14 protein-coding genes and 3 pseudogenes are annotated in these 19,299 nt (G+C 62.2%); 4 read left to right on the forward strand and 13 right to left on the reverse strand.

All coding sequences use genetic code 11. The annotated features are described in order from the left end of the window. The first annotated feature begins 912 nt into the window (after positions 1–912). From IC232_RS30100 to IC232_RS30105, 3 genes are all read left to right on the forward strand, one after another. Entirely contained in the window at positions 913–1,320 is a 408-nt protein-coding gene (locus IC232_RS30100; protein WP_190848623.1) for a hypothetical protein, read from the forward strand. A gap of 184 nt (positions 1,321–1,504) precedes the next feature. Further along, a complete protein-coding gene (locus IC232_RS32730) occupies positions 1,505–1,963 on the forward strand; it encodes a (2Fe-2S)-binding protein (protein WP_246812498.1) in 459 nt (152 codons plus the stop codon). After that, positions 1,960–4,254: a xanthine dehydrogenase family protein molybdopterin-binding subunit gene (locus tag IC232_RS30105; protein ID WP_246812499.1), complete on the forward strand. Its 2,295-nt coding sequence runs from the start codon at positions 1,960–1,962 to the stop codon at positions 4,252–4,254. The genes IC232_RS32730 and IC232_RS30105 overlap by 4 nt, the downstream gene beginning before the upstream one ends. 307 nt (positions 4,255–4,561) lie before the next feature. Here IC232_RS30105 and IC232_RS30110 read toward each other — a convergent pair. Continuing rightward, a pseudogene (locus tag IC232_RS30110) lies at positions 4,562–5,591 on the reverse strand (IS110 family transposase). Positions 5,592–5,863: 272 nt separating this feature from the next. On the opposite strand from IC232_RS30110, the pseudogene IC232_RS30115 reads away from it, so the two are divergent. Next, positions 5,864–6,570 (forward strand): annotated as a pseudogene (locus IC232_RS30115) (IS5 family transposase). A 247-nt stretch (positions 6,571–6,817) separates the two neighbouring features. On the opposite strand, the gene IC232_RS30120 reads toward IC232_RS30115, so the two are convergent. The 12 genes and pseudogenes from IC232_RS30120 to IC232_RS30175 form a co-directional block, all read right to left on the reverse strand. Further along, the gene (locus IC232_RS30120; protein ID WP_190848626.1) at positions 6,818–7,471 is read right to left on the reverse strand and encodes an ATP-binding cassette domain-containing protein; all 654 of its coding nucleotides are present in this window, start codon (positions 7,469–7,471) and stop codon (positions 6,818–6,820) included. Beyond that, positions 7,468–9,150 (reverse strand): ABC transporter permease, encoded by a 1,683-nt coding sequence (locus IC232_RS30125; protein ID WP_190848627.1) that lies wholly within the window; start codon positions 9,148–9,150, stop codon positions 7,468–7,470. Before IC232_RS30125 ends, IC232_RS30120 begins: the two co-directional genes overlap by 4 nt. A gap of 4 nt (positions 9,151–9,154) precedes the next feature. After that, on the reverse strand, positions 9,155–10,360 hold the full coding sequence (locus tag IC232_RS30130) for an ABC transporter substrate-binding protein (protein WP_190848628.1): 1,206 nt from the start codon (positions 10,358–10,360) through the stop codon (positions 9,155–9,157). A 59-nt stretch (positions 10,361–10,419) separates the two neighbouring features. Then, the gene (locus IC232_RS30135) at positions 10,420–11,850 is read right to left on the reverse strand and encodes a dihydrolipoyl dehydrogenase family protein (RefSeq protein WP_190848629.1); all 1,431 of its coding nucleotides are present in this window, start codon (positions 11,848–11,850) and stop codon (positions 10,420–10,422) included. Further along, positions 11,847–12,650, reverse strand: coding sequence for a TVP38/TMEM64 family protein (locus IC232_RS30140; protein WP_246812500.1), 804 nt, complete (start codon positions 12,648–12,650; stop codon positions 11,847–11,849). The genes IC232_RS30135 and IC232_RS30140 overlap by 4 nt, the downstream gene beginning before the upstream one ends. A gap of 66 nt (positions 12,651–12,716) precedes the next feature. Beyond that, positions 12,717–13,184 carry a hypothetical protein gene (locus IC232_RS30145; RefSeq protein WP_190848630.1) on the reverse strand — a complete coding sequence of 156 codons (468 nt, stop codon included), beginning with the start codon at positions 13,182–13,184 and terminating at the stop codon, positions 12,717–12,719. A gap of 21 nt (positions 13,185–13,205) precedes the next feature. After that, positions 13,206–13,670, reverse strand: a complete 465-nt coding sequence (locus tag IC232_RS30150; protein ID WP_190848631.1) for a hypothetical protein — start codon at positions 13,668–13,670, stop codon at positions 13,206–13,208. A gap of 683 nt (positions 13,671–14,353) precedes the next feature. Continuing rightward, a complete protein-coding gene (locus tag IC232_RS30155) occupies positions 14,354–14,509 on the reverse strand; it encodes a hypothetical protein (protein WP_190848632.1) in 156 nt (51 codons plus the stop codon). Positions 14,510–15,864: 1,355 nt separating this feature from the next. Beyond that, positions 15,865–16,053, reverse strand: coding sequence for a hypothetical protein (locus IC232_RS30160; RefSeq protein ID WP_190848633.1), 189 nt, complete (start codon positions 16,051–16,053; stop codon positions 15,865–15,867). Positions 16,054–16,079: 26 nt separating this feature from the next. Next, a pseudogene (locus IC232_RS30165) lies at positions 16,080–16,335 on the reverse strand (response regulator); the annotation flags it as partial. Positions 16,336–16,467: 132 nt separating this feature from the next. Then, positions 16,468–17,142 carry a type 1 glutamine amidotransferase domain-containing protein gene (locus IC232_RS30170; RefSeq protein WP_190848635.1) on the reverse strand — a complete coding sequence of 225 codons (675 nt, stop codon included), beginning with the start codon at positions 17,140–17,142 and terminating at the stop codon, positions 16,468–16,470. 710 nt (positions 17,143–17,852) lie between these two features. Then, complete coding sequence (locus IC232_RS30175; protein WP_190848636.1) at positions 17,853–19,049, reverse strand: MFS transporter; 1,197 nt, start codon at positions 19,047–19,049, stop codon at positions 17,853–17,855. Positions 19,050–19,299: the final 250 nt, after the last annotated feature.

A 19,299-nucleotide genomic window follows, 5' to 3' on the forward strand; every position in this document is an offset into this window, starting at 1 on the left:
CAGCCTGAGCCGGTTTTCGGCCCTGTTCCGGCAGACCACCGGCCACTCGCCCCGGGAGTACCGGCGGAAGATGATCTAGAATTTGGCTTTGCTTTGCGCTTGAGGCGGGGATGTAAGGCGGCCTGAACTTCACGGCCTCCGCTGGACGTTCTCGCAGGAGTATGATTACACGCTGCAGTAGAATCTCTCCGAGCAGCCGCAGGCTCAAGGGAAACCTGAGATATCATCAGTTTGCATGAGTGATGATCCCTCCTAGAAGGCGTAGCTTTTGTAAATGACAAATTTGATCATGCCAGCCTACCTAAATAGCTTCTCGTCATGCCTCGGGTAACGTGATGACGCAGTCGACATCTATTATTCCCGCAAGCTCCAACCAGCTCCCGCAATATCGAGACAGTCGTTATCTAGGCAACAGTAAGCATCAGGCTCATGATAGTCACCCAAGATCAGCCGAAGCTTCTCACCCCTAGCTAGTGCGGAGATCCAGGATGGGTCGAAAATGCGAATCATTGGTTCAGCGTGGCTGCAGTTGCCATAATTCGAAGCAACTTTTGAGCACCAAGGTCCGCACCTCGACATGAGAATACGGAACGTCAGGAGTTGTGGGTATCATCGATGGCCAGCGAAGCCGTTTCCATCCGATGAACCGACGTTGCATCCACAAGTCTGCAAGCGCCTTTGTTGCGGCGGCGAGACGGCGGTAGAGCCCCCAAAAAGACGGCCCGCAGAACCGAAATTTCTCCCACGGTGGTTCATCGTCGGGAAGGAGCCATTGCCGCACCCCGGCATCGTCGAGTCGCCGGCGGTCCCTTTTCAAACAACTGAGGTGGAACCACCCAGGTCAATCAGTCCAGACGTCGCAACTGTTCGGGTTTTGCCGGAGTTCTCATAATCACCAGACGGACAAGAACCATGAAACAGCTCAGCTTTGTTGGTGTCATCGCTTCCGGCTTTCTCATCACTGGGCCGGCTCTGGCGTCGCCCTGTGGTGATGCTATCCGTGTACTGGAGCCACGGGTTGATGAGGCCGTGTCGAGAAGCGCGGCCTTGTCCTCCGGCGGGCAGGCCGTTGCGGCTTCTCGTGAGTCCCAGGCTATGCAGGCCAACAAGCAGCCGACCTCGCCCGGATCATCGGTGCAGAAGCTCCCGGAACATGACGTTGGAGCGACCGCTGCGGCGACGCCACTTGCCGGGGGAGACAATGCCATGAGAGCACGGGCGGCTCTCAGTCGGGCGCAGGCGCTCGATCGCGACGGTAATGCCGCGGGATGCTCCACGGCCATTGAGGACGCCCGTCGCGAACTCGGGCCAGCGCAGTAGGCTCGCCGAGCATCCCGCCCGCCCTATCTTGCTTCTCCTAGGCCCTGCCGCGGGGTTAGCCAGAGAGCACCATCAGCGCTGCTGGAAGCGGCTTGTACACCAGGTTGCTCGATTGATCGCAGCCTGAAGCCGCCAGGGCGTCATCGTATCAATGCGTTTTTCTATCACGACAGAGGAGAAGACCATGGCGACACTGGTCGTAAACGGCGCCGAGAGATCATTCGACGGTGACGAAGACATGCCGCTCCTGTGGTACCTGCGGGATGTAGCGGGCCTGACCGGCACGAAGTTCGGTTGCGGCGTCGCCCAATGCGGGGCTTGTACCGTGCATCTTGACGGCACTGCGGTTCGTGCATGCGTGACCCCGATGACAGTCGCGTTAGGAGCCACGGTGACAACAATCGAGGGTCTGTCACCCGACGGCAATCATCCCGTCCAAGTCGCCTGGAGAGACCTCAACGTATCGCAGTGCGGCTACTGTCAGCCCGGCCAGATCATGCAGGCCGCGTCGCTCCTCAAGGAAAACCCGAACCCGACCGACGAGGACATCGACAGCACCATGAGCGGCAACATTTGTCGGTGCGGGACATACCCACGCATTCGTGCCGCCATCAAGCAGGCCAGCACGGGAGCTCAGAGATGACAGACTACAAAGAACGCGCTCATGTGGTTGCGAACGTCAGCCGGCGTGGGTTCCTGGCTGGGGCTGCTGCCGGGTCGTTGGTGCTTGCCATCGGCGTACCGATCGAAGCCAATGCACAGGAGAACAAGTTCGGTGCCGACGGCATGCCGAACGGGTGGCGTGACGATCCGAAGATCTTCGTCTCGATCAGCCCGGATGGCCTTGTCACCGTCACCTGCCATCGTCAGGAGATGGGCCAAGGGGTTCGCACCTCGATTGCAATGGTGGTGGCGGACGAGCTAGACGCCGATTGGTCCAGAGTCCGTGTGGCCCAAGCGCAGGGCAACGAGGCCCGGTATGGCAACCAGGATACGGACGGCTCACGCTCGCTGCGCCATTTCTTCCAGCCAATGCGCCGAGTTGGTGCTTCTGCCCGTACAATGCTGGAGCAAGCCGCCGCCGCTCAGTGGGGTGTGCCGGTCCAGGAGGTCCGCGCACGGGAGCACGCCGTGCTGCATGAACGTACCGGCCGTAGGCTCGACTACGGTACGCTCGCGACCGCTGCCGCATCCCAGCCAGTGCCGGCACGTGAGGCGCTGAAGCTGAAGGACCCTTCTGCCTTCAGGTACATTGGCAAAGATCGGGTAGGCCTAATCGATAATCAGGATATCACGACCGGCAAGGCCGTGTACGGAATCGACGCTCGTGCCGACGGAATGCTGTACGCGGTGGTCGCACGCCCGCCTGTTTTCGGTGGGCGCGTCAAGAGCGTCGACGATGCCGATACTTTGAAGGTCTCTGGTGTGGTCAGAGTAGTGCAGATCTCGCCACCCGACATCCCGTCCGAATTCCAGCCATTGGGTGGTGTCGCGGTTGTGGCACGCAATAGTTGGGCTGCCATGCAGGGGCGCGAAAAACTCAAAATCGTGTGGGACGACGGTCCGCATGCGAGCTATAGCTCAGACACTTACCGTGCCGAACTGGAGGCTGCGGCACGCAAGCCAGCCAAGGTGGTCCGCAGGCAAGGCGACGTCGACGCTGCGATGGCAGGGGCGGCGAAGCGGGTTGAGGCCGAGTACTATATTCCCCACTTGGCCCAGTCGCCGATGGAGCCACCAGCCGCGCTTGTCCAGATCAAGGACGGCAAGTGCGAGGCGTGGGCCTGCGTTCAAGCTCCGCAAGCCACCCGCACCCGTCTAGCGGAGCGTCTCGGCCTTCCCGAAGAGAACGTCACCGTCAATGTCACATTGCTAGGGGGCGGCTTCGGCCGCAAGTCCAAGCCGGATTTCGTTCTTGAAGCCGGCCTGATCAGCCAGGCCATGGGCGGAACTCCCGTGAAGGTGACATGGACGCGGGAAGACGATCTGCACCACGGCTACTACCATACCGTCTCTGTCGAGAGGCTCGAGGCCGGCCTCGACGAGCGTGGCATGCCTGTGGCTTGGTTGCAGCGTAGTGCAGCGCCAACGATCGGCTCCATCTTCGCTCCCGATCCCAAGCACGAACTGCCATTCGAACTCGGCATGGGCCTGGTGAATGCGCCCTTTGATGTGCCGAACGTTCGCATGGAGAACCCGGAAGCGGCAGCACATACCCGGATCGGCTGGTTCCGGTCGGTCTCGAACGTGCCGCATGCGTTCGCGATCCAATCGTTTGTTGCCGAGCTGGCGCATGCTGCCGGACGTGACCCGAAGGACTACCTTCTCGACCTGATTGGTCCCGCGCGCATCATCGACCCGACCGAGATCGGGGATGCTTGGAACCATGGCGAGGACCCGAAGCTCTATCCGATCGATACGGGTCGCCTGCGGCAGGTCATCGAGACGGCCGCAGCCGGCATCGGCTGGGGGCGCGACTTGCCGCAGGGCAATGGGCTTGGCATCGCAGGCCATTACAGCTTTGTGAGCTACGTGGCCGTCGCCGCCGAGGTGCGGGTGGATGGGAACAGGCTCGTCATCCCGCGGGTCGATATCGCCATCGACTGTGGACCCCGAATCAATCCCGACCGCATTCGCTCCCAGATGGAAGGTGCAGTCATCATGGGGGTAGGGCTTGCGACGACCTCCGAGATCTCATTCAAGAGCGGTCGTGTCGAGCAGAACAACTTCGACAGCTATGAGGTAACCCGGATCGATACAGCGCCGCGCGAGATCCATGTGCACCTCGTCGCAGCGCACGATTACGGGCACCCGCTTGGGGGCGTGGGCGAGCCGGGTGTGCCACCTGTGGCACCAGCCCTCGCCAATGCGGTGTTCGCTGCGACGGGCAAGCGGATCCGGCAGCTTCCCATTCGGGATCAGTTCCTGGCCTGAACTATGCCTCCGGGTGACTCGGATAGCACCGCTGCACTCGGAGGGTACTGTCATATCTAGACGCTCCCTGCCGGCAAGGGTTTTGTTGAACATGAGTGCAAGTGGTCGGGTGCAGTCATATCTACGGCCTGTAAGTGCGGCTCTTGTGGTCGCTGGCCCTGATGTAAGTCCGCAGATCAGATCCCTCACAAGTTGACGAGCTCGAAGCTCTGACAGTACCGCAGGTTTGTCTGATCCCGGCTCGAGCGGTTCGCATCACGTCATCGTCACCCTTCCCAGCCCGAGAATTTCAATCCGTAGCAACCCATCAAGCCGCAGCCACCACGGCAGATCGGTAGACCTCGCCTCTGACCAGGAGTGCCCAGGCGGTCCGCGCCGTCTTGTTGGCCAACGCGACCGAGACCAGCCGAACGGGTTTCTTGGACAGCAGACTGTTGATCCAAGCTGTGTCCGCTGCTGTCTTCGTTCGGGCGTAGCGAATAACGGCCGTGGCCCCGACCACCAGCAGCGTTCGCAAGTAGCCATCGCCCATCTTCGAGATCCGCCCCAACCGCTCCTTGCCGCCTGATGAATTCGGCCGCGGGGTCAGTCCCAGCCAGGCGGCAAACTCCCGCCCGGAGCGGAAGTGGGATGGGTCCGGCACGGTCGCTGCAAGGGCTGTGGCGGTGATGAAGCCCACACCTGGGATCGTCTCGAGCCTGCGGCTCTCTTGCCTCTGGTGGTGCCAAGCCAGGAGTTCGGCCTCAAGCGCTCGGATCCGTGGCTGCAGATCGAGCAATTGGTCGACAAGTGGCGCCAGAGCCCGCCGGGCCAGCGGCGGCAGCCCGGCATCGGCGCTTTCGTCGGTCATGAGCTTGATCAGCTCTCGGATGCGGCTGATCCCATGGGCGACGATGATGCCGAACTCGGCCAAGTGCCCGCGTAGGGCGTTGATCAGCATGGTGCGCTAACGGATCAGAAGCGCCCGCACCCGGTGGAGCATCAAGACGCTCTGCTGCTCGGCTGATTTGACCGGCACGAAGCGCATGCTCGGGCGTGTGACCGCCTCGCAGATCGCCTCGGCATCGGCTGCATCGGTCTTCCCGCGTGACATAGGCTTTGACGTAAGCCGGCAGCATCAACTTGACCGTATGGCCCAGCTTGGTCAACTCACGTGCCCAATAGTGAGAGGTCGCCCACGCTTCCATGCCGATCAGGCACGGCGGCACGGATGCGAAGAACGACAGCACGTCCAGGCGGCGCAGCCGTTTCCGAACTACGACCTTCCCGGTCTCATCAACCGCGTGCACTTGGAAGATGTGTTTGGCCAGATCCAGGCCGACTGTGGTAATCTCCATGGCGGACGCTCCCTCTCCTTGTGGCCCTCTTCATGACGACCACCCTTTGGCACTTTGATGCCGGTGAGCAGGGAGCGTCCACTCCATCAAGTTGGCCAGAGATCGGGTCTGTGGCAGGGTCTCGGGCATGAGCACAGAGTCAAACCCTACCGTGGCTTTCGCTTTCCGGCTGAAATTATCAACTAGGGCTTGTGGGGATTCAAATGAGCTTGGGATTATGATTTAAGCTCTTGATGAACCGCTATGTATTGACGGATGCCCAATGGGCGAAGATGGAGCCGCATTGTCTGGGTAAGCCAACCGACCCCGGACGCAGCGGCAGCGACAACCGCCGCTTCATCGAGGCCGTGCTGTGGATCGTGCGAACCGGCTCACCCTGGCGCGATCTGCCCGCACATTTCGGGAACTGGAGCACGGCGTTTCGCCGCTTCAGCGACTGGCGCAAGGCCGATGTTTTCGTGACGCTCTTCCAAGCCTGCTCGGACGAGCCCGACCTGGAATACGCCATGGTCGACGCCACCATCGTCAAGGTCCATCGCCACGGACAAGGCGCAAAAGGGTGACTGCGAGCCAGGCCATAGGCCGCTCCAAGGGTGGCATGACCACCAAGATCCTCGCGTTGACCGATGCGCTTGGCAATCTCGTGCGCTTCGAGCTCCTGCCAGGCCATCGCTTCGACACGGTCGGCGTCGAGCCGCTGATCGACGGTGTCGATTTTGGCGGTCTCATCGCCGACAAGGCCTTCGACAGCGATACCATCATTGCCGATCTCAATGCACGTGGTGCCAAGATCGTCATCTCTCAGCACCCAAGACGCACAAAACCCCTACCGCTCGACCGCGACCTCTGGCGGCATCTCATCGAAAACTTCTTTTGTCGGCTCAAGGAGTTCAAGCGCATTGCCATGAGAGCCGACAAAATCGACCAAAGCTTCTCCGCAATGATCTATCTCGCAGCCGCCGTTATCAATTCACAATGAATCCCCACAAAGCTTAGGCCGTGTTGGTGTATCCGCGCTGGTGTATCATTGCTACAGTCTGAGCCTGCGGGAAGTCGAACTGATCCTGGCGACGCGGCGCATCGTGGTTAGCTATGGACCATCCGCGAGTGGAGCCTGCGCTTTGGGCGAGCATGCGCCAATAGCCTCAAGCGGCGCCGGCCATAACTCGGCGACGAGTGGTTCTTAGATGAGGTGTTCGTCCGCATCTGGGCTGAGGATCCAACTCTTAAGAGGTGACAAGCGCTCCACCGGCTGCCTCGGCATCGGCTGCATCGTGGGTGACGAGCAGCGTCGGAAGCGAGCGGGCGCGCACGTGCTCGAAGAGGAAGGTCCGGATCTCCGCACGAAGGGCCGCATCAAGCTTGGAGAATGGTTCATCGAGGAGGAGGGCACGCGGCTCGGCCAGAAGCGTCCGCAGGAGCGCCACCCGGGCCCTCTGACCACCCGACAGCGTATCCGGATCGCGATCCGCGTAGCCCGCAAGCCCAGCCTGAGCAAGTGCGTCCTCGATGATCTGCCGGCGCTCGAAACGCGAACGGGCCGCGCTGCGCGGGAGGCCGAAGAGCAGATTGCTGCCAACCGAGAGGTGGGGGAACAGCAGGGCATCCTGGAACAGCAGACCAAGACGGCGTCGCTCGGCAGGCAAGCCGTCAATCCGGTCCTCGCCGATGCAAACAGCGCCCGAGGCTGCGAAGGCACTCCGGTCGAGAAAGCCCGCACAGAAGGCGAGCAAGGTCGACTTGCCCGAGCCGCTCGGGCCCATGAGCGTTGTCACAGTCCCGGGCGAGATAGAGAGCTCTAGATTCTCAACGAGAGCTGCCCCGGTGCCTCGAAGCCGAATCGTCACTTCGTTCAGATTGAGTGCGGCGGGTTGCTTCATGGACGCAAGGCCCGACGATGGCGGTAGAGGAAGGCCGGGGCACCGAGCGCGGCCACGTAAGCGAGAAGGGGTAGCGCGGCCTGGAGCGCCGCATAGACGCCGATGATGCGCCTGTCCGCACCGCTTGCAAGTGTCACCGCATCGGTCGTGAGTGTTGAGATGCGTCCCGCTCCGGGGAACAAAGTTGCAAGATACTGCCCCACGCTCACCGCGAAGCCCACGGCGGCGGCAATCAGGAGCGGCCGCAGGAGCAGCGGCAGCTTGATCGTGACAAAGACCCGGATCGGGTCTGCACCGAGCGCCGCAGCGGTCGCCGGCAGGCGCGGGTCGAGGGCCCGAAAGGGATCGGCGAGCGACAGGAATACGTAAGGCAGTACGAACACCAAATGGCTCCAGATGACAGCGAACAGGGTGCCATCGAGGCCGACCCGCACTAGGGTAACTTGGACTCCAAACAGGAAGGCAATCTGCGGTGCCAGGAGCGGGAGAAACAGGAGCCAGAGCGCAGCCCCGCCCGGGCGGCGTCCGCGGCGGACCTCGTTCTCAAGGCAGGCGAGGACCAGAAGGATTGCAAGCACCGTTGCGGCAGCGCCAATGATTATTGTATTCGCCAGCGCAGGCGCGACGATGCCGGCCTGTGCCTGCCACGTCGCAAGGCCGAGCGCCGAGGGCCAGGCGTCGGGAAAACGCCAGACGAGGGCGAGGGACCAGACCACCATACCGAGGATCGCGGCGAGCCCGAGCCCACCGGCCAGGAGTGCCGCAATCCCGGCAAGGCGGATGAGGAGCGCGCTGGCAAAGCCACGCGAGCCCCCCTCAGCCCAGGACCGACCGAGGGCAGCAATCGGGATCTCAGCAACCCTCCAGAGCCCAATCGCCGCAATCACGACAATGAGCTGTAGCACGGCTGCCGCGGCGGCAGGCGGATAGCGCGACAGGTCGTAATCGGAGAACCAGCGTGTCGCGAGCACGCCCAGGGGCGGCGGCTGACTTGGCCCGAGGATGATCGCGACGTCCACCACCGAAAGAGAGAACGCGAGCACGGCGTATAGCGGCAGGCGGATCTGGGGATAGATCTGCGGCAGCACCGCCTTCACCCAGGCTGACAGCCCGCGATGGCCGAGCGCGCGTGAGACGGCGAGCGTGGCCGCAACCGGAACCTGCGCCGAGGCGCCGATGATCATGAGCACGAGATAAGGGACCTCCTTCAGGAGCAGGCCGCCCACCAGGGATAGCCCAGCGGTGTCTCCGATCGTGACGAGTCCCACCGGCGGACGCGTCCAGCCAGTTAGCTCAGGGGAAATTGCACGCACGATCCAGCCGCTCGGCAGAACCAGAAAGGCAAAGCCCAGCGCGATGGCCGAATGCGGTGTAGCGAGGAGGGGGGCGACGAGGCGTGAGAGCCTCGAGAATGTTCGCGACCCAGCCGCGATCGCGCAGAAACCTGCGGCCAGAACCAGGGAGAGACAGGTTGCGGTCAGACCCGCCGTGACGGTCACGCGCAGGGTGTCGATAAAGCCAGATGTAACAAAGAGTGTCCGCCAGGGATCGAGCGTTGGCCCTACTGCGCCGATGCTCGGCATATGCCCGAAGGCGGGAAGCACGGTCCAGGCGAAGCCCAGTCCGATCGGCCCGAGCAGCAGCGCAAGAGTAAGAGCGGGCGCGAGGCGGAGCCACATGGGTTCAGCGATTCATCAGACGTTCCCACTCCTCGGTGATGCGTGTCATCCAGGACGGGTGGGGCTCAGGAAGGGAGTTGCCGAGTTCCGCGTTGGTGGGCAGGCCCTTGGCCTCGGGTGGGTGGTCGAACAGCCGTCGCTCGTCAGGGGAGAGCTTGTCCAGGTCGAGCACCGTAAAGCTGCCCATCTGCTTCGGATCCTGCGCCCGCGCTTGGGTTGCGGGTTCAAGGAGGAAGTTCGCCACAACCATCGCGCCCTCTCTGTCGGCCGCGTTGTAGGGGATCGCGACGAAGCTCGTATTGCCGATGGTGCCTTTTTCCAAGGTCATGACCCGCGCGGTGTCCGGCAACAGGCCGCTGTTGATCGAGACCGCGGCCTCGGCCGGGTCGAACGAAACGGCAAAATCGATCTCGCCGTCGGCGAGGAGCTGGCGCTGGGCGGGTCCCGTCTCCGGGAAGCTCCGCCCCTCCCGCCACAGATACGGCCGCAACACGTTGTACCAAGTCCAGAGCTGCGCGGTGGCTAGCCCGAAGGCCCCATCCGTCGCGGGCTTCTGTAGCATGGACGGGTCGGGGGCGAGCTCGTAGAGCGCCTGCTTCAGAAAGGTGGCGCCCAGGAAGTTGCGGCCGTTCGGGTGAGTGAGGCGACCGGGATTGGCCTTCGCCCACTCCAGCATCGCGGGAATGGAGCGGGGCAGGGTCTTGGGATCCGTACGGGCACTGTCGTAGACATAGACGATCTGCGCCACACGCCAGGGCACAGCATAGCCCTCCACCGGCACGGTAAAGTCAACGATGCTGGATGGGCGCCTCTCAGTGTCCACGAACCGGAAGTTGGGCAGCGCCTGCGTCACCGGGCCGTACAGCAGGCCCTGGCTCTTCATTGCGAGAAAGTTCGGACCGTTGATCCAGATGAGATCGACACCGCCACCCTCATTGCGGCCTGCCGCCCGCTCGGCCACGACGCGGGTGACGGCCTCCGCCGTGTCGGTGAGCTTCACATGGTTGACTTTGACACCGTAGCGGCGTTCCACCTCTGCGCCAACCCAGGTGATGAAGGCATTGGTCTGAGGGTCGCCGGCCCAAGCATTCCAGTCCACGGTCTGACCGCGCGCCTTGGCGGCGATGTCCTCAAAGGAGCGGGTCTCGGCCGCATGCGAGGGCGAGGCGAGCAGGGCCAGGGTTGTGACGGCGAGTGCGAGCAGGCGCATGGGAGCTCTCCGTTTGATCAGTCGACGACGGCACGGCGGGCGATGCGGCGCTTGTCGCATCATCCGAAGCGGGACAGGAAGCGCACCAGCCGCTTCGTGCGTTTGCTGAACAGCTTCGGCGTGTAGAAGCTGCCTGCAGCGCGCTTGCTGATCTCACCGAGGGTCGGATAGGGAGCGATCATGTTGGCGAGCGCCTTGATGTTCAAGCCCTGGCTGATCGCAAGGACCCAAACGTGGATCAGCTCGCCGGCATGAGCGCCAACAATCGTCGCACCAAGGATTCGTCCCGACTTCGTTGTCACGGCCTTGACGAAGCCCTGAGTCTCGCGCTCCGCCTGTGCCCGATCGTTCTCGTGATACGGCCAGCGCAAGACAACGATGTCGTCGCCATGTGCCGCGCGGGCCTGTTCTTCCGTTAGGCCGGCCTGAGCGAGTTCTGGCTCGGTGTAGGTCACCCACGGCAACGCCCGGTAATCCACCTTGGCGGGCAGGCGGAACAGCGCGTTACGGATCACGATTCCGGCGTGATAGCTCGCAACGTGGGTGAATTGCGGTCCGCCAGCCACATCGCCGATCGCGAAGACGTGCCGATTGGTGGTGCGCAGGCGCGCATCGACCTGAATGCCGCTTGGGCCGTACGCGATGCCGGCTTGCTCGAGATCCAGGCCGGCGACGTTCGGCCGCCGTCCGGCGGCGACTAGAAGGTGCGAGCCGACAATCCGCTCCTTGCCGCGTTCCGTCTCGATCACGGCGGCGATGCCGTCCTCCTCCGGCTCGATGTGGGTGATCCTGACCCCCTCGCGGATCGAGATGCCCTCACCGGCGAGATGCTGCCGCAGCAAATCCGCGGCTTCAGGGTCGTCCTTGGGTAGGATGCGGGCAGCTTCCAGAACAGTCACCTCGGAGCCGAGGCCTCGGTGAGCGTGAGCCATCTCCAGACCGATCGGCCCACCGCCGATAATGATGAGATGCCGCGGCAGCTCCACGTTCTCGAACACCGTCTCGTTGGTGAGGTAGGGCACGCTGTCGAGACCGGGGATTGGCGGCGCCGCCGCGCGCGACCCCGTGGCGACGACGATGCGCCGTGCGCGGATCCGCGTTCCGTCGACCACGACCTCGCGCGGTCCGATGAAACGGGCGGTGCCCTTGATGACCTTGACGCCGAGCCCCTCGAAACGCTCGACCGAGTCGTTCGGGGCAATCGCGCCGATCACGTCATGGACGTGCCGGTTGACCGCCGAGACATCGACGCCTGGCGGCGCATAGGTCACACCGAAGGCTCCCTCCTTTCGCCAGCGGCGGGCCGCCTTGGAGGCCGCGAGCAGCGCCTTTGAGGGAACGCAGCCCGTGTTGAGGCAATCCCCTCCCATCCTGTCGCGCTCGATCAGAACGGTCGAGGCGCCGAGCTGGGACGCGCCGGCAGCAACCGACAATCCGGCCGAGCCGGCACCGATCACGCAGATGTCGACATCGATTGGCTTGTCACTCATGAGAGTTTTTCCGCATTAGTAGAGGGCGAACGCCGGAAGCGCTTCACGACGACCGGAATCAGCGACAGAACGACGAGGCCGACGATGGGCAGGAGGACGCGCGGCTGGAGGATCGCCGAGCCGTCCGGCGTCCCGCCGCTCTCCAGGATGGCGCCAAGGCCCGTTCCGACGCTGGCAAAGACGAACGCCCCTGGAATGATGCCGAAGAAGGTGCCGATGACGAAGGTGGACGTGCGGACGCCGAGGAATGCTGGCGCCAGGTTGACGAGCCAGAACGGAAACAGCGGCACCAGCCGGAGCACGAGCATGTAGCTGAGCTCGTTCTCGCGAAAGCCCGCCTCCAGCTTCTGCAGGAAGGGGCCAGCGCGGGCGCGCAGGAGATCGCCGAGGATGGTCTTGGCGGCCAGGAAGACGATTGTGGCGCCAAGCGTCGCCCCGACGACGTTGCTCAGCCCGCCCCATGCCGTTCCAAAGAGAAAGCCTCCGAGAGTCGACAGCAGGAGGCCCGTCGGCAGCGAGAGTGCGGTGCAGACGGCGTAGACCAGGACGAACACTGCCGGGGCGGCGAAGCCGAGAGCGTCGACGCGTCCGACCAGCCATTCCCGGTTGCGGGCCAGCGACGCGAAGCTGAGATAATCGAGCAAGCCGGTGAGCTTCAGGACGGCGACCACCGCAGCGACCGCAACGGCGACGGCCAATAACCGGAGCTTCAGAGACTTTGCGGATGGGTTGGCGACCTGCGCCTGATCGGCGTTACCTCTCCCGGACGGCTGATATGCCAAGGTGCGTTTCATGATCATGATTGGTCTCGTGTTGTGCGAGGCGATGTCCTGCCGTCGCTGCCGTGTTTGGTGTGATCCGCTTGATCAGCCGCGCAGAGCCTCTGGAGATGATGGGGACCACCTTTGGGTGAGAGCCAAGCCCCACCAGAAGAGCACTACCGCTCCGAGGCCCAAGGCTGCATTCAAGGCGATGTCGATCGGAACCGCGGCGGGATGGAAGCCCCCGCCGATGCCGTGGCCTTTGAGCGGCAGTACGATGAACCAGTCACAAGAAAGTGGCACGACAAGGCCGTATAAAAAGCCGCCCTGCCACTGCCCGAGCCAAGCGGTGAGCCACGGCTCCATCAGGACGTAAAGCACACCGAAAAGCCCGGCCCAGAATGCGAGGGAGAGGCTCTGTGGTAGCCTGAGAGGCCCCACTGGCGCGAGGCTCCAGGGCAGTGACGGGATGAGACCCGCGGCATAAAGGCCAGCCCCAAGCGCCCCCTCGATAATCAGGTGCGAGAGGAATCCGGCGGCAAAGCCGATGAGGAGGCGCATGGAGTTGGACATGTGGTAAGCCTTCTTTGACCGTTATTGCTTCACGGCGACCCGAGCGGCGCCCGATGGCTGGCTAAAGCTAAGACCGATACCGAGGATCACTGCCAAGCCGATGCCGAAGACCACATGGAAGGCGATTTCGATCGGAACCATGGCGGGATTGAAGCCGCCGCCAATGCCGAGACCTCTGAGCGGTTGCGCGGCGAACCAGTGCCCGAGGAGCGGCCCGATGCCGAAGATGGACCCGCCCAGCACCCGCCCGAAGCGAGCCGTCAGCCGGGGTTCGAACCAGGCATAAGCCACGCCCCAGAGCCCGGCCCAGAACCCGAGCGAGATGGTGCGCGGCACGCCAAAAGGAGGAACCGGTGCGAGGCTCCAAGTGAGGGACGGGATGAGACCCGCCGCATAGAGACCGGCGCCGAGCGCGCCCTGGAAGATCACATGTGAGAGGAATCCGGCGGCAAAGCCAACGAGGAGGCGCGTGGAGGTGCTAGACATGTGAGAAGCCTTTCTGTGGGAGGTCAGCGGCAGGAGTCATGGCCATGATCGGTGTGGACGATTTCGCTTGCCGCGGGAGATGCGTTCCCGCGGCGGGCGGACGGTTCGACGGTCTGCGGAACCTCTCCAAGGCTCGCGGCACAAGCAGCCGCTGATCTGGCAGGAACGCTGCCCAAGGAGGCGATACCGATGTTGCCGTCATGACCAAGCTCCGTAATGAGTGACAAGGACATGGACACGATCGATGCGAGGCAGAATGGCCGCGTCCCGAGAGACACTCTTCCACCGTTCGAGAAAGTGGTCCTCGTGTGGTAACCCGGTCTTGGCGCTCGCAGTTGTCTCGAACTGTCAGGTTAAAGATGATGCGCGCTCGTATCTCGAGTGTGTTCAGATAAACGGGAAATTGTATCGCCATGTATATTCGGGGATCTTAAGGACTGTCTCAAGCACATCGTTCAATCCGATCCCATTCTAAGACGGTCGGGAACAATCAGGCACTTTCCGAGTGTCCGGATCTTGCGGGAATAAGACCCAGATTGCGGGAAAAACCCCCAGTGGGAGCCGATAATCGCCGGCAGACCCTGTCCATCGGCCTCCTTTGCGGCAATGACAGCCACAAACCTGAGGCTGTTCAGATCGAGCATCTCGACGAAGGCGTCGATGATACGGGATCGATACGATGATTACGTTCCGGGAGAGAACCGGCGCATGAAACTCTGATCGAGCCAATCCTTTAGCCTCCATGCAAGGCGACCCTCGAAGGCGATAAGGCGGCCACGCCCGCCGATGGCGCGGCCGTCTCCCGTTGCGATCAGCACGAGATGGTCGCGTTGCGGCATGTATGCCTCCAAGGCTTCGCCGCGGCATAGTAGTGCTGAACGCAGGTAGAGGTTGCGGCCGTGTCGGCGAATGATGTCACCGCGTTCGGAAGTGTACCGGCAATCGCAATCCTGCGGGACCAGAGTTCTATCTGGAGCTCCAGACTGGCCCCGTCCGTGTCGCCAACACAGATGATCGGGAAATGGCGGCCGGCCGTCATGAACCGGGCGGAATAGGCGGTGGAGTCCTGATCAGTGACTGTTGCCCCTAGACCCCGTGTGCCATGCGAAGGAGGGATGCGGCATCAGATACAATTCAACGGACTGGGACTCGCCCGCGTTCGGGATCGCGATGTCGAGCGTCAGAAACCTCTTTGCACGCGGACGAATGTTGCCACCTGCCCCTTGAGGCCGTTGGCGATGCAGCAGCCACGACATTTTGCGTGTCACGCCTTGGTAACGGTTAAGCCATACGATGCCCGTCAGAATGGAACCAACCAAGGGCCTGATATTGCCCTCGAATTCACTTCCTGAGAGCCAGATTGTCTGCGCCCCGAACGAACTGGTGCTCGACGATTGATGTTTCGCCCTGACACTGCATGCTTCATGGCACCCGGTTGGAACCATTCTTCTTCATCGAATAGATCTGGGGAGGGACCGGTGCCGATCCCCCTGGGTTCTTCAACACCTTAGGAGACGGGTCGCGGACCGGCGGCTAAGTCATCATGATCGAGTACCCGAGCCACGCTATCAGCGGCAGTCGTCCACAGACCACCGGTCCAACCACTCGATTCAGTACCCCATGCTTCCCATCTCCTGGTGGACGTCACTCGGAGACAAAATAGTCTTCGTTGGTGCTGCTAGGAGCGACCTTTCCCATCCACTGCTTGAAGGCTCGGCCCACCTCTTCCGCAAGGTGGAGGACCAGATTATGGAGCGGATGCTCTGGGTGCAGCCGGGCCGCCTTCTCGCCGGGATAAGGCCTCGGCTGCGCTGGCAAGTCTCAGAAGAAGCCTCATCGCCAGACGCACCGCAAACCAGGTGCGAAGGATGAGAAGCAGAAGTTGTGCAATCAGAACGTAGGGAAGCCAGTCCGCGAGAGGCATGACCCTTGGTCTGAGATTGATCGTGACTTGTTCACGGTCGCTGAGCGTCACGTGAGCCTGGAGACAACGCGGACTGCCGGGAATGCTTTCAACCCTGACGGGGAAGCGCCGTCCCGCTGCATTGACGATTTCGGCAACTTCAGTGCTCAGACCGCTGAGCTCAGGAACGCCGGGCAGACCTGGACCGAGTTCATGGTCGTAGTTCCCCCGTTTCAGCATGGCAGTCCATCGCTGGCGTTCACTCGCGGAGAGGCAATCGAGCAGGGCAATCTAAACGCCGACATCCTTTTCCAGATTGCCAGGCACCATCGTCTTGGCGGTCATGCAGCGCTCAAGAAGCGCGACGCGGAAGGAAAGAGCGTGCGCGGCTGCCAGTCCGGCAAGGAGGATAAGGAAAAACCTCCACCGCAACGTCTGCGGAAGATGAAGAAGCCCGCGAAGCCAGCTGAGTGCTGTCATGACCGTGGCATGATTAACTCAATCCATGCCGTCAGCATCAGGACCGGCGTGGATTTATGCTTGCTCGCCCGGAGCTCACGGCAGAGCACGAGCCAGTCATCGCCCGGCATCATCACATCCAGGACGATCAGATCCACCCTATCAGCTTCGAGAAAGGCCCCTATTTTGCCGCCCATCCGCAGCGACAGTCACGCGTGGGCCATTCTTCTTCAGGTAATCGGAAACAAGCTCTCAGATCTCTCGATTGTCATCAACGACCAGGATGTGGGCTACATGCTCCATACCTATCACCATTAGATCATGCCTGACTTACTTTAGCAGTCTCATGGGCCAGGCAATGGTACCCTTCGCAGAGATCTGTATCGATCTGTATCAAACACGGCGACGGATACACGTCGTAACGGGACTTTCGTGTCAGCGCAGAACCCTGACGAGTTCTTGGGCGACAGCGGTCGACGAGGCGGGGTTCTGGCCGGTGATCAGGCGGCCGTCGACGATGACGAAGCTCTCCCAGTCGCCAGCCTTCTCATAGCGCCCCCCGAGCCGCTTCAGCTCGTCCTCGACGAGGAACGGCACGATGTTGGTGAGATGGACGGCCTCTTCCTCGGAGTTGGTGAAGCCCGTCACCCGCTTGCCCTTGACGATCGGCTGGCCCTCATAGGTGACGCGGTGCAAGACGGCGGGTGCGTGGCACACGGCGGCGACGGGCTTGCCAGCGTTGTAGACTGCTTCAATCAGGGCGATCGAGGTTGGATCATCAGCGAGATCCCACATGGGGCCGTGCCCGCCCGGATAGAAGACAGTGTCGTAGTCGTCCGCCCTGACGTCACGGAGCTTGACCGTGTTCGCCAGAGCCTCCTGCGCTGCACGATCGTTCTTGAACCGCGCCATGGCCTCGGTCTGGTTGTCGGCCTCGTCGCTCTTTGGATCGATCGGTGGCTGGCCTCCCTTCGGTGAGGCCACGGTGATCTCGGCGCCAGCGTCTTTGAAGACATAGTAGGGCGCGGCGAATTCTTCAAGCCAAAAGCCGGTCAGTTTGCCGGTATTGCCAAGCTGATCATGCGAGGTCAGCACCATCAGGATCTTCATCGGCGTACTCCTTGATTGAATTGCACCTAATCAACTGACAAGGCTGTGCTTCAATGGTTCCGACCAGTCGAATAGCCTCTCGAAAGCCATTGGAACACGAAAATACTTAAACCGCGTCGTCGCGCCAATGAAGGCTTAAGGATCGGCACTCAGTGTTCCCGGCAGCGGAAGAATGGGCCGCCGCATTGATGGACCCAAAATCATTGGCTGTGCCGTCCTTGCGATCCTCGAAAGCTTCCCATGCCCGACAGCAGCTTCTTGTCGGTCAGACGAACAAGACTGTTCTTTCCTGCGTAAGAGTCTCGTGCCAGTTTCAAGAATTCTCTGATGCAAATTTAATTTACTCCTGTCGATAGTCATGGGAACAGAGGTTATCATGACACGCAATGTTTGCACGATCCCGAAGGCCTCCGAAACGCATCCGTTCTCGGTGAGCATGCTCCTTCCTTGTCCGTGACGAGCTTCCATCTGGACCTATGCTTTGCATTTGTGACACTTGAGGATGAGGATGAGGACGCGAACGGTGGAGGGAATCCGTCCGCGTCCTCTCATTCAGCCGAGCAACCTGAAGGCAGCTCGCAGTTCCTGGGCGGAAATCATCGGCTGCGCCCAAGCGGCGAGGTAGCGGCCCTGTTCAACTCTATGGTGATCGGTCGCCTAAGACACCCGGGGAACTGCCGGCTGTCTCGCCGTGGGTTCCACTACCCGGGTTAAGATACCGAACCCTGCGAAAGACCCTGTACCCTCCCGGGAGCGGGAAGCCGCCCTGTGGCAAGCACGATGAGGAGTGCAAGGAGGACCGGGATCGCTCCGATCCAACCCAGATCAGCTGGCGTTCCCACGCTGATCACCGCGCCGCCCAGAACCGATCCGAGTGCGACACCCAGATAGAGGGCCGAGGCGTTGAGCGACAGCGAAACGGGGGCGCTTGCAGGGTGAAGCGCGACAAGGCGGCTCACCTGCGCCGGCACCGTCATCCAACCCATGATGCCCCACAGGACGATCAGCCCTACGAGAGCGGGCCCGGCAACGGCAGGACTGAGGAGCTTGGCGGTCAATGATATCATCGCCAGGATCGCGCCGAGGCCGAGAACAGCGAAGATCGCGGTGACCCGTGCCCCATACCGGTCCGCAACCTGGCCGCCGATGAAGTTGCCGAGAGCGGCGCCGACGCCCCAGGCCAGCAGCAGGCCCGGAATGACCACGGCCGGCAGCCCCGCTCCCTCAAGGGCAAGCGGCGCAAGATACGTGAAGACGCTGAAGCCCCCCGTCATGATCAGGAGGGTCGTGACCAGGATCGGCAGCATGCCAGGCTTCACGATCGTCATGGCGCGCTCCCGCAGCGGGATGCGCGTCCCTCGCAGATGAGCGGGAATCTTGAAAAGAACAGCCACCGCCGTGACGACACTCACGGCCGCGATGGCTACGAACGTGCCGCGCCAGCCCGTCACGGTTGCCAGTAATGCACCGATCGGGGCCCCGAGCGCTACTGCCACCGAGGTGCCGCCGACGACCACGGCGATGGCACGGGCCCGGCGTTCGGGCGGAGCAAGCGCAATGGCGGTGGCCTGAGCGGTCGCGGCATACAGGCCTGCAGAGAGTGCCATGATCACACGCGCCAGGAGCAGAGCCTGGAACGAGGAGGTCAGGGCCGCAGCCAGGTTGCTGGCCGCGAACAGAACCATCGTTGCAGCCAGAATGCGACGGCGGTCTACGTCACCGAACAGGGTCGCAAGGATGGGGGCGCCAAAAGCGTACGACAGGGAAAAGGCGGTGACGAGGGTTCCGCCCTGAGCGACAGAAATGCCTGCCTCTCTGGCGATGTCGGGCAGGAGGCCGGCGATCACGTAGCCTTCCGTTCCGACGGTGAAGGTACCGAGCGCCAGCCAAACCAGAGGGGAGATCATTGGAATTCTCCATTATTCAAAGGTTGTTGAACAGCAGCTATTCTCACGCCTTGTCGATCTCGTTCTGGTTGAATCAGGATGCAGGTTCTGACTGACGCTCACGCACGGCGGGAGGCGCCGACGCGCTTGCCGCCCACTCAAATCACTCTGGTCTCCTTGCACTCTCTTAACGAAGCCGATGCAAAGCGTTTGATCCAATGCTAGGAGTGGGCAGGCTCCCGCGAGGCTCTGCGGACCTCTTCACTCTCCA

Origin of the sequence: Microvirga sp., assembly GCF_014699075.1 — a bacterium.
Taxonomy (GTDB): Bacteria; Pseudomonadota; Alphaproteobacteria; order Rhizobiales; family Beijerinckiaceae; genus Microvirga.